Origin of the sequence: Novosphingobium sp. HII-3 (assembly GCF_002916655.1) — a bacterium.
GTDB classification, from domain to species: Bacteria; Pseudomonadota; Alphaproteobacteria; order Sphingomonadales; family Sphingomonadaceae; genus Novosphingobium; species Novosphingobium panipatense.
This window is the reverse complement of the sequence record NZ_PPSM01000016.1, coordinates 43,653-54,157: the sequence shown is the minus strand read 5'-3', so window position 1 is coordinate 54,157 and position 10,505 is coordinate 43,653. Positions and strand designations below refer to the sequence as shown.

Annotated in this window: 12 protein-coding genes; 6 read left to right on the top strand and 6 right to left on the bottom strand. The window is 65.7% G+C overall.

Annotation, left to right across the window (positions count from 1 at the left end; translation table 11 throughout):
• Nucleotides 1-445 precede the first annotated feature (445 nt).
• Nucleotides 446-1,342 (top strand): pirin family protein, encoded by an 897-nt coding sequence (locus C2R25_RS08045; RefSeq protein WP_103728727.1) that lies wholly within the window; start codon nucleotides 446-448, stop codon nucleotides 1,340-1,342.
• Nucleotides 1,343-1,462: 120 nt separating this feature from the next.
• Here C2R25_RS08045 and C2R25_RS08040 read toward each other — a convergent pair whose 3' ends face one another.
• The 5 genes from C2R25_RS08040 to C2R25_RS08020 all read right to left on the bottom strand — a co-directional run bounded on the left by C2R25_RS08040 (nucleotide 1,463) and on the right by C2R25_RS08020 (nucleotide 5,308).
• Nucleotides 1,463-2,338, bottom strand: coding sequence for a flagellin (locus C2R25_RS08040; RefSeq protein WP_103728726.1), 876 nt, complete (start codon nucleotides 2,336-2,338; stop codon nucleotides 1,463-1,465).
• Nucleotides 2,339-2,495: 157 nt separating this feature from the next.
• Entirely contained in the window at nucleotides 2,496-3,272 is a 777-nt protein-coding gene (gene flgH / locus C2R25_RS08035; RefSeq protein ID WP_103728725.1) for a flagellar basal body L-ring protein FlgH, read from the bottom strand.
• A gap of 36 nt (nucleotides 3,273-3,308) precedes the next feature.
• Complete coding sequence (gene flgA / locus C2R25_RS08030) at nucleotides 3,309-3,740, bottom strand: flagellar basal body P-ring formation chaperone FlgA (RefSeq protein ID WP_103728724.1); 432 nt, start codon at nucleotides 3,738-3,740, stop codon at nucleotides 3,309-3,311.
• 13 nt (nucleotides 3,741-3,753) lie between these two features.
• Complete coding sequence (gene flgG / locus C2R25_RS08025) at nucleotides 3,754-4,539, bottom strand: flagellar basal-body rod protein FlgG (protein ID WP_103728723.1); 786 nt, start codon at nucleotides 4,537-4,539, stop codon at nucleotides 3,754-3,756.
• A 25-nt stretch (nucleotides 4,540-4,564) separates the two neighbouring features.
• A complete protein-coding gene (locus tag C2R25_RS08020) occupies nucleotides 4,565-5,308 on the bottom strand; it encodes a flagellar hook-basal body complex protein (RefSeq protein WP_103728737.1) in 744 nt (247 codons plus the stop codon).
• Between the two features lie 122 nt (nucleotides 5,309-5,430).
• Here C2R25_RS08020 and C2R25_RS08015 point away from each other — a divergent pair, with 122 nt between their 5' ends.
• Genes C2R25_RS08015 through C2R25_RS08000 form a run of 4 tightly spaced genes read left to right on the top strand, consistent with a single transcriptional unit; the run spans nucleotide 5,431 to nucleotide 7,974 of the window.
• On the top strand, nucleotides 5,431-5,946 hold the full coding sequence (locus tag C2R25_RS08015; RefSeq protein WP_103728722.1) for a flagellar basal body-associated FliL family protein: 516 nt from the start codon (nucleotides 5,431-5,433) through the stop codon (nucleotides 5,944-5,946).
• Entirely contained in the window at nucleotides 5,943-6,908 is a 966-nt protein-coding gene (gene fliM / locus C2R25_RS08010) for a flagellar motor switch protein FliM (RefSeq protein ID WP_103728721.1), read from the top strand. Before C2R25_RS08015 ends, fliM begins: the two co-directional genes overlap by 4 nt.
• Nucleotides 6,905-7,411, top strand: coding sequence for a DUF6468 domain-containing protein (locus C2R25_RS08005; protein WP_103728720.1), 507 nt, complete (start codon nucleotides 6,905-6,907; stop codon nucleotides 7,409-7,411). Before fliM ends, C2R25_RS08005 begins: the two co-directional genes overlap by 4 nt.
• A complete protein-coding gene (locus C2R25_RS08000; RefSeq protein ID WP_233203830.1) occupies nucleotides 7,408-7,974 on the top strand; it encodes a MotE family protein in 567 nt (188 codons plus the stop codon). Before C2R25_RS08005 ends, C2R25_RS08000 begins: the two co-directional genes overlap by 4 nt.
• A 28-nt stretch (nucleotides 7,975-8,002) precedes the next feature.
• On the opposite strand, the gene C2R25_RS07995 is transcribed toward C2R25_RS08000, so the two are convergent.
• Nucleotides 8,003-8,428 (bottom strand): hypothetical protein, encoded by a 426-nt coding sequence (locus C2R25_RS07995; protein WP_103728719.1) that lies wholly within the window; start codon nucleotides 8,426-8,428, stop codon nucleotides 8,003-8,005.
• Nucleotides 8,429-8,753: 325 nt separating this feature from the next.
• Between C2R25_RS07995 and C2R25_RS07990 the strand changes: the two genes are divergently transcribed.
• Entirely contained in the window at nucleotides 8,754-10,493 is a 1,740-nt protein-coding gene (locus C2R25_RS07990; RefSeq protein ID WP_103728718.1) for a hypothetical protein, read from the top strand.
• Nucleotides 10,494-10,505: the final 12 nt, after the last annotated feature.

The window sequence follows — 10,505 nt, the reverse complement described above, 5'->3', positions numbered from 1 at the left end:
GGCGGAATCCTTCAAGGCCAGCAGCCGTATAAAGGCTGCACATAAAGGCCGGACACGCGACTGCACTCGATATGGCATGTCAGAACGTCAGAAAATCGCACCGCAACGCGGGAGCCATCCACACGCGCCGGATTTCGGCCCCACAGGAGGGGCGGCGCTGCCGAGCACGGGGCGAGGGCGGCGGCGAGCACGCGGGCCACGCGGCCGGTGCCGACGATGCCCAGTCTTGTGGCGAGAGGACTCTGCGTCATGGCAGGCGTTTAGCGTCCCGCCGCGCAACTTGCACGAGCGAGATCATCGCCAGCCGATAGCATCCAGGGGAAGGCCGGGTCAGGCAGCTCTGCTAAGTGCAGCTTTCGTCCGCTTCACGCGTTCTTGTCGCGCAGGGTCCGTGCAGCTTGGAGGGAATGCTCTATCACGGGTCGTAATTCGGGAAAGGGCCACCATGACCGTCGAGATGGTGATCGAGCAACGCCGCCGCAGTCTGGGGGGAGGACTTGATGTGGGCCGGGTCCTGCCGTTCGCCAAGCGGCGAATGATAGGCCCATTCGTGTTCTTCGATCACATGGGGCCGCTTGACGTGCAGGCTGGGGTCGATCGCAGCCTGGATGTGCGGCCGCACCCGCACATTGGCTTGTCCACCGTGACGTACCTGTTCTCCGGGGAGATCGTCCATCGCGACAGCGTTGGCTCGCACCAGCCCGTGCGTCCGAGGGAAGTGAACTGGATGACCGCAGGCAGCGGCATCACCCATAGCGAGCGCTTCGAAAAGGCGCGGGCCGAGGGAGATCACCTGCACGGCATCCAAGCCTGGGTGGCTCTTCCGGACGGCGCCGAGGAGGTCGGCCCTGCCTTTTCCCATCATGAAGGGGCCGATCTGCCGCAATGGCGCGAAGGAGGCGTGAGCGGCCACCTGATCGCCGGCCGTGCCTATGGCCTGACCGCAGGCGTGCGGACCCATTCACCGCTGTTCTACGCTCATCTTGATCTGGAAGCCAATGCACGCGCGGAAGTTCCGGACGACCATCCGGAGCGAGCGGCGTACATCGCCACCGGGCTCGTCGAGGTAAACGGGACGCCCTACGGTCCCGGACAGATGCTTGTTCTGGGTGCCGGGACATCCAGCCTGAAAGCTTTGGCGCCGTCGACGGTGATGGTGCTGGGCGGGGAACCCGTGGGTGAGCGCTTCCTCTACTGGAATTTCGTCTCGTCCTCTCAGGAGCGCCTCCGCCAGGCTGCGGAGGACTGGAGGGCGGGGCGGATGAAACTTCCCGACGCCGATGACGCGGAGTTCATTCCTCTGCCTGACGATCCCTTTCTCAAGCCACCCGCAATGTCCTGATACCCCGGGAAACGCGATTGAGGTTCCTCGGCTGACTGCGCAAGGAAAAAGGCCGGAGCGGCGAACCGCACCGGCCTTTCCAAAATGCCCCCGGCGAGCCGGGAAACCTGCCGATACCGCTTAACGGAAGAGCGACAGGAGCGTTTGCGGTGCCTGGTTGGCGATCGACAGGGCCTGCACACCCAGCTGCTGCTGGACCTGCAGGGCCTGAAGGTTCGCGGACTCCTTGGCGAGATCGGCATCGACAAGGTTGCCGACGCCGGTCGTGATCACGTCGTTCAGGTTGCTGTTGAAGTTAAGCTGCCCTTCGATCTGACGCGAAGCTGCGCCGAGATCGGAAAGGCTGGTCTTCACTTCCTTGAAGAAGGCGTCGAGCTTGGTGCCCAGCGCCTTGGCTGCAGCCGCCGCAGTTGCCGACGTATCACCGGCAAGATCGGTGATGCTGGTGTCGGTTCCCGAAGCGCCCATTGCCGTGCCGGCCTTGGTGGTCAAGCCCTGGTTGGCGACCGTGAGCGTGTCGCCCGCGATCGACTGCAGAGCGCTGACCTTGCCGTCGGTGGCAGGAGCGGTAGCGCCGCTCTTCAGCAGGTTGACGTCGTTGAAATCCGAACCGTCGATGACCGTGAAGATCTGCTTCTTAAGAGCAAGCAGGTCGTTGGAGATCGCGGTGCGGCTTTCTACGTCCAGACCTTCGTCCGATGCTTCGAGAGCCTTCGACTTCATCTGGTTGACGAGGTCGGAGATCTGTTCGGCACCGGCAACAGCAACGTCCGTGACGCTCTTGGCGTTGTTGAGCGAGCTGGTGACTGCGTTCAACTTGCCAAGGTCGCCGCGGAGCGTCTGGGCGACAGTGTACTTCGCCGAGTCGTCCTTCGTGGATGCCACGTTCAGACCCGTGGTGATACGGCTCTGGGTGGTTTCCATCGAACGGTTGGTGGCATTGAGGCTCTGGAGAGCTGCCATGGCACCAGCGTTGGTGTTTACCGAAAACGCCATTTCAATTTCCCTTCTAGGTTACCGGCCGATTCTGCGGCCTCGACGGCAGGAAACGCTGCCGCCCGTACTCCCGACAATTCCGGGTGCAGGATCATTCTAGAAGGCAGGCGCCGCCCTCGGTCGCAGCCTGTGGAAAAACTACGCAGCCGGCATGACGTCAGAACGGAAACAGCGCGTCGTAGATCTGCTGACCCCAGCGGGCCTGCTGCGCATCGGTGAGCTGCCCACGCCCGCCATAGCTGATCCGCGCTTCCGCGATCTGGCTGTGCCGGATCGAGTTGTCGCGTGCGATATCCTCGGGCCGGATCACGCCGGAGACGACCAGTTCGCGCAGCTCGAAGTTGACGCGAACTTCCTGCTTGCCGCGAATGGCCAGGTTGCCGTTGGGCAGCACGCCGACGACGGTGGCCGCGATTGTCATGTTGATCTGTTCCGAGCGTGCGGTGTTCCCGGCGCCGACCGAGCTCGACTTCGAGCTTGTGCTGGTGAGATTGCCCGGGTCCGGATCGCCCGGCAGGATCTTCCCGATCTGGCTTTCGAGGCCGAGCAGGGCGGCGATACCGCTGTTCTCGCTGCCGGTGCGGGTGCGGGTCGTGGCGTTATCCACGCGGGCGCTGTCGGCGATGTTGATGCGGATCGTGACGATGTCACCCACGCGGGAGGCACGCTGGTCACGGAAGAAGGCGCCGCCTCCTGTTCGGAACAGGGAGGCCCCGCGCGAACCCTCGGCGATCTGCGGATCGCTTCCGTCGGGGCCGTGCTCGGCCCTTGCATGGTTGCCGAGCGAGGGCTCCACACGGGGCGCGACAGGGGCGCCAGGGTCGCTCATCCGGGGCGCTTTGCCGACGTTCTGAAGTCGGCCGACAGCGCCGCAGCCGGTAAGGACCGAGGAGCAGGCAAGAGCCGCGGCAACGATGAGGAAACGGTTGTTCATGCTGAATATCCTACGCGGCAGGCGCGGTGGCGGTGGTCAAGGTGCAGCTATTTGCACTTCGCCGCTCGATGTGGCGACGCCTTCGAGTGTCCGGTTCGTGGCAAGGTTCAACACTCGCACCGGATCGCCCCGACCCGCATCGGCCAGGGCCCGGCCCGGCGAGGTGATGCGCAGGGCTCCGGAAATGAGGGCGATCGTCACCGTCTCTCCCCGGCGTACCATTCGCGGCGGGGCGACGTCGTTGGCGCGAACGGGGCTGCCGGCCGAGAGGCGACGGGTCGTTTCCTGCCCCGCTGCTTCCGAGGGAGAAAGAGCGCCCCGCGCGACGGCGGGTGCCACACGCGCCGTCTCGAAGTCGGCGCTGGACAGCACGTCGCCGCGCTCCACTGCGCGCGCGAGAACCGGCACCGGCGCGTTCGCGGGCTGCGGCGCGGCTGCCGTCAACATGAGAAGGGCGGCGGTCAGCATCCTTTCGGTCGCCTCAGACCGTCTGGGTTGAAGTCTGCAGCATTTCGTCTGCCGTCTTCAGCACGCGGCTGTTCATTTCGTAAGCGCGCTGCGCGGTGATGAGCGAGGTGATTTCCGAGACCGGATTGACGTTGGAGGCTTCGATGAAGCCCTGACTCAGCGTCCCGTATGCGGGCTGACCGGGGGTGGAGACCATTGGCTGGCCCGATGCGCCGGTTTCGATGAACAGACTATCGCCGATCGCCTCGAGTCCCGCCTCGTTGATGAAGGTCGCCAGTTCGAGTTGGCCCACCGTCTGCAGTTCGGCCTGGCCCGCCAGCTTCACCTGCACTTCGCCCGTCTTTGAAACTGAAACGCTGAGCGCTCCCTGCGGCACGGTGATGTCGGGCTGCACGCGGTAGCCGTCGGCCGTGACGAGTTCGCCCTGGTCCGACAGCTGGAACGATCCGGCGCGGGTGTAGCCGAGATCACCGCTCGGCAGCATTACCTGGAAGTAGCCGGGGCCGTCGATCGCGAGGTCATAGGGATTGCCGGTGCTGGTGAGGGCGCCCTGTTCGGTGATGCGGTAGACGCCGCCGGTTTTCACGCCTGCACCGATCTGGATGCCCGAGGGCACTTTCGTGCCGTCAGCACTGGTGGCCGCGCCGGGGCGGGATACCTGCTGGTACAGGAGGTCCTGAAACTCCGCACGCTGCCGCTTGAACCCGGTTGTGTTCATGTTGGCAATGTTGTTGGAGGTGACATCGACATTGGTCTGCTGGGCCAGCATGCCGGTGGAAGCGATGGAAAGAGAACGCATGCAGGGTTCCTTGACGTAAGAGGGCTCAGCCCAGCTTGCTGAGACGGTCGATCGCGCGGCGGCGCATGTCGGCGAGGTCGGCGGAGAGGCGCTGACTGGTCTGGTAGGAGCGCAGGATCTCCACCATGTGCGTGGTTTCCGAGATCGGCTCCACGTTCGACGCTTCGACGCCGCCCGTGCGCAGCTTCGTCTGCGCAGCGGTAAGCACCGTACCGCCCGCGCCGGTCAGAAGCCCGTCGCCCCGGACCTCCAGCAGGTTCTCATCCGCGAAACCGGTCACCGCTAGCCGGCCGACCGGCTCCTCACCGGCCATGACGGTGCCGTCGCTTGTGATTTTCACCAGCGCCAGCTGGTCTACGGCGACGGCGAGCGGCCGGCCATTCTCATCCAGCAGCCGCTGGCCGCCGGAGGTTGCGAGTTCGCCGCTTTCCAGCACCTTGACGAAGCCGACACGCGTGTAGCCGGTCGAGCCGTCCGCCATCTCCACGTTAAGGTAACCCGGCCCTTCGATCATGATGTCGAGAGGGTTGCCGGTCGCCTGGAATGCGCCCTGGGAGATATCGTGAACGGCACCGTAATCGAGGACGTAGGATGTCCTGCGGGCGTCCTCGACCGGTCCCTCCTGGGCCGCCTCGACGTATTCATGAAAGAGCGCCTGTTCGCGCTTGTAGCCTGGCGTGGAGACGTTCGCCATGTTGTTGGCGGCCACGTCGAGCTGACGACGCAGGGCCTGCTCGTGGCTCAGCAGCACGAAGGAGGAGACGTCCATCTTCAGGCCCTTGCAAAAAAACTCGGCATAAACCCGCAAGGCGCACCCCTGCCGGCTACAATCCTATATATAGGAAGAAATCCCGCGCATGGATTCTGGTGCGGAATTTTGAGGGACAAGGCGTGAGCGAGACGACAGGCGAAACCCCGCCGGACGGGGCCGATGTGGCGAAAAAGGCGGGCAAGGGCCGCCTGATTGCCATCGCCGTCGTCGTGGTCGGGCTGCTTGCAGGCGCCGGAGGCGTCTACTGGTACATGCGCCCGGCGGAGGAGCATGCCGAGGAGAAGCAGGCAGAGGCATCTTCCGAAGAGGCGGAGGCGGAGGAAGGCGATGTGTCGGCCTCCTACATCGAAGTGCCGCCGATGATGGTGAACCTGCGTGGAGGCGGGGCGCAGTCGAAATTCGTGAAGCTGCGGTTCGTGATCGTCGCGGCGCCGGGCAAGACGGATGCGGTGAAGGCACGCCTCCCCGTGGTTCTCGACGCCTTGCAGCCGTTCCTGCGCGAATTGCGCCCGGACGACCTCAACGGCTCGGCCGCCGTATTCCGCATAAAGGAAGAGATGATGCGGCGCTCCACCGAAGCTCTAGGCAAGGGCATGGTTCGTGACGTGCTGATTCAGGATCTCATCCAGCAATGAGCATGGACCGCGAGGATCCGTCTCGTCCGGAGACCGTGCGGCTGGCGGCCGTAGATGGTGAGGCGCTGCCGCGCCGGGGGCTCAAGGCGGTGCTGGAATCGAACGTCATCAGCCATGAGCGTCTCCCGATGCTCGAGGTGGTCTGTGAGCGCATGGTTCGCACGTTCGCAACCTCGATGCGCAACCTCACTTCGGATGCGATCGAAGTGAACCTTGAGGCGATCACCTCCGTGCGGTTCGGCGATTTCATGGACCACGTGGCGCTGCCGGCCATGTTCGGGGTGTTCCAGGTGAAGCCCTGGGAAAGCTACGGCGTGGTCACGGTGGACGCCGGGCTGATCTATGGCATCGTCGACGCGCTGCTGGGCGGCCGTGGCGGAAGCCGGGCGCTGCCGCCGGAGGGCCGCACGTTCACCACGATCGAGTCCAGCCTGGTGTCTCGGGTCGTCCAGATGGCTCTGGACGAGCTCGCCGCTGCCTTCGAGGAAATCGCTTCTGTGGCGATGGGCCTGGAACGGATGGAATTGAGCCCGCGGTTCGCCGCGATCGCGGAACCCAGCAACGCGGCTGCAGTCGCAACCTACCGCGTGTCGATGGAGGGGCGCGGCGGCGTGTTCTCGATCCTGCTGCCCTACGCCACGCTCGAACCGGTGCGCGACAAGCTCCTGCAGCGCTTCATGGGCGAGAAACTCGGCCGTGATCGCATATGGTCGCAGCACATGGCTTCGGAGCTCTACAACACCGAAGTCACCGTGGATGTGGTCCTGGGCGAAAAGATGATGTCGCTGCGGGACGTGCGCGATCTGAAGGTGGGCCATACGATCGCCCTCAGCCACAGCCCTGAGGATCCGCTGCATCTGCAATGTGGCGGCGTGCCGCTCGGGCGTGCGCATATCGGCCAGCGTTCAAGCAATATCGCCATCCGCATGGCAACTGACATCGCGAAGGGATACTCGAAATGACTGTTGCGACGGCAATCAATTTCGCTCTGGTTCTCCTGTGTCTGTGCGTGATGGTCCAGGCCATCCGGATGGACCGCCGCATCCGGGCTTTGCGCGACGGGCATCTCGATCAGGCCGTCGAGAAGCTCGATAACGCAACTCAGCAGGCGCGTATCGTGCTGGCCGATCTCAAGCGCGTTTTGTCCAGCGATGTCGCGGCGCAGGGGGAAATCCTTCTCGCCGCGCGTGAATTGCGCGACGAGCTCTCCGTGATGGTCGGCGTCGGCAATTCGGTGGCGGAGCGCATTGTGGATGCCGCAGACAAGGCGCGGGCCGCCGAGGCCGGCGCACGCCGCCGCCCCGCCCGATGGCGGGAAGAGGCGGACGCCGCGCTTCGCGCCGACGAGGCCGTGCGCCGTGAAAGCTCGCCCGCGGGTGGAGAGCCGGCCGCGAAGCGGGATCTCAGCAGCATCGTGCTTGACCTTACAGCCGCCCGAGGGTCGCGAGGTAGCGCGGTCGCATGATCAAGGCGTTGACCCGGCCTACCCGCCTGATGCTCGGGGTGGCAGCCGCCGCGGCTGTTGCCAATGCGATTGCCTTCGCAGCGTCCGCTGACCTTGCCGGCGGGCCGGACACCGGGCGTCTGGGTGCCTCGCTTCGCGATGCGACCGCGCAGAGGGACCGGGTTTCCGCCGCCGACAAGCGCAGGCTCGACATGCGCGAGCAGGCGGTTCGGGCCAGCGAGGCGCGGCTCGCCAGCCAGTTGAAGCAGCAGCAGGAAGAGGCGGCCGCCGGGACGGCGAAGGGTGCTGCCGGCGCGCAGGCTCCGGCTGTGCCCTACGATAACCTCGCCCGTATCTATCAGCGGATGAAGCCCAACCGCGCGGGACCGATCTTCGAGAAGCTCGATCTTGACGTCCAGCGGGAGGTAGCGGCCCGCATGCGCGAACAGGCAACGGCGCAAATCATGGCCAACATGTCACCCAATGGCGCGGTGGCACTGTCGATGGCGATGGCCGGACGCAAGGTCATGCCGGCTCCTGCGGCGACCAGGCCCGGCGCTGGCCGCCCGGTCGCGCCTAAATAAGCAGCGCGCCTCGATCGGGAAACAGCGGCTATTGCTCCCTTGCAGATACCTTGACGATCAGCACCGTGTCGACAGCGTTGTCCGCTCGCTTCACCGAGGTCTTCAGCATCGCGGCCAACCGTCCGACATTCACAGGCGTGAAGCGCGACGTCCAGAGGCGAGCAAACTCGATGGCGGCTGAAAGCGCGGCCGCACGAAGTTTCGGGATGTTCTTGCCCAGGGCGGCGGCATCATCCGCAGACTTGGCCTTGATGACGATGGACAGGTGGAGGACCCCGTCCACTCGTCCTCCATCGACGATAGGCGCCGCGATCGGCTCGAGACTGACGAAAATAGGATCAGGCGGCGGCAGTTCCTCCGCCTGGCGCGGTTCGGTGTTGGCTGCAAACGCGGGCGCAGTCCACAACAACATCAGGGCAGAAAAAACGGCGCGACAGGGGCGCAGCGAAAGCATGGGAACTCCGGTGAGCGGTCCGCACAAGGCTGGGTGGTTCTATAATAGGATGAAATTCGAGGAGTCGCGTCGGAATGAGCAGTGATCGGAAACCGGGCAAGGTCCGTGTCGTGGCCTCAGGCCCGGCACAGGCACCGGCTCCGGGTGCGGCACCTGCCCGCCGGCGTACCGATCAGCCCTCAGACAGCGCCAAGGCTGCGCCAGCCGTCCGGCCGCGGGGGGCGAGTCTGCTATGGCCCCTTCTGGGGTTTCTGCTCTTCCTTGTGAGTTGCCTTCTCGGCGGAGCCCTGCTGGTCCTGAGCGGCGTTGTCGGCGCGGGGGCGGCATGAGCCGTGTTCGCCTTCCTTGCGGTGTCGTGCTCGCCGCCAGCGCCTCGCTTCTTTCCGCGACCGACGGTGCGTACACAGCGCGGCTTCCCGGTTTTGCGGCGGAACTGGCGCAACGCCCGCCGCTGGTCGACGGGAACGCGTGGAAGGCGATGCCGGACAAGAGCGCCTGGCTTCAGCTCTCGACGGTCGAGGCGGCAGGGCGACAGTCTGCTCGCTGGGATTACGCGCGCAGCCTGATCGCGCAGGAACGGGGCCCGGATGCCCTGGGCGTGCTGGAAGTGATGCGCCAGGATGATCCGGACCTCGGCATGGTGGATGCCTGGCGCCTGGCCCATGGCGCAGCACTGACCCTGGTAGGCCGCGCCGACGCTGCGCTCACTGAGTTGGATATGCCGGGCCTGCGCATCAATCCGGAGGCCTGCCTGTGGCGTTCGCGGGCGCTTGCGGGCGAAGGTCTGGCAGAGCAGGCGCTACAGCAGCTGGAATGCGCCGCACCTGCCTTGGCCAAGCCGCGTGCGGCTCCATTCGTGCTGGCGGCGGCCCGCGCCGGTATAGAGGGCGGTGCACCGCAGAAGGCACTGCACTGGCTGTCTTGGCTGCCGGACCGAGACCCGGCGGCGAACCTGCTGCGAGGCAGGGCGGATCTGGCTTTGGGTCGCCACGACGCGGCGCGTCTTCGCCTCGCGAGGGTGGAGCAATCGGGCACTGCGGCGCAGCGGATGGACGCCCGGCTCAGCCGTATCGAAGGCGATGTCGCCCGCAAGGCGATGCGTCCGGAGGAGGCGCTTGGGAAGCTGGCGGAGATACGCTACTCCTGGCGGGGCGATGCGATCGAGGAACGTGCCCTGCGGTTGTCGTACAGCCTCGCGGACGGACGGAACGATCTGGCCGGAGCCCTCTCGGCAGGGGCGGCGCTGGTGCGCTACCACGATACACAAGGTGCCGCAGCGCTTCTCCCGGACGTGCAGGCGAAGCTGGCGGCGGCCCTCGATCCGGAAAGAAAGTTGCCGCTGGAGCGGGCGGCAAGCCTCTACTGGGACTATCGGGACGTCGCGCCATCAGGTGCTCAGGGCGACCTCCTGGTAAGCCGCCTTGCGGCGCGGTTGCAGCAGGCAGGCCTCTACGAGCGTGCCGCGGATCTTCTGTCGCACCAGTTGATGCAACGTGCGGGCGACCTTGCCCGAGGGCCGCTATCGGCTCGCGTCGCGAGCCTCTACATCCTCGCGGGCCGGCCGGAACGTGCGCTCAGGACGCTGCGGGAAACAGAGGATCCAGGCCTGCCGGACAGCATGGTCGGTGACCGCAAGCGGGTGGAGGCCGCCGCTCTCGCACAGGTCGGACGGGCCGAAGAGGCGCTGGCTGTGCTGCAGGATCTGCCTGGTTCCGCTCCCCTGCAGGCGGAGATACTCTGGCAACGCCGGGATTGGGGCCGCTATGCCCAGGCGACGGGAGAAAGTCTGCCGAAAGGCAAGTCGCTGGACGCCGTCGCTCAGGCGCAGGTCCTGCGGCATGCCATCTCCCAGGCGATGCTCGGGCGGGAGGACGCGCTTGCCTGGCTTCATTCGCGTTATGCCGCCGCCTTCAAGGGCCTGCCTTCGGCGCCCGTCTTCGAGATGCTGACCGGTGCGCCGGGCGCCGTCGATGCGGCGAAACTCGCACGGGCGATGGCAGCGATCCCCTCCGCGAGCCCGGCCGGCACCTTCGCGGACCTTCTGGGAGCGAGGAAGACGCCGTAGTCCCCCGACAGG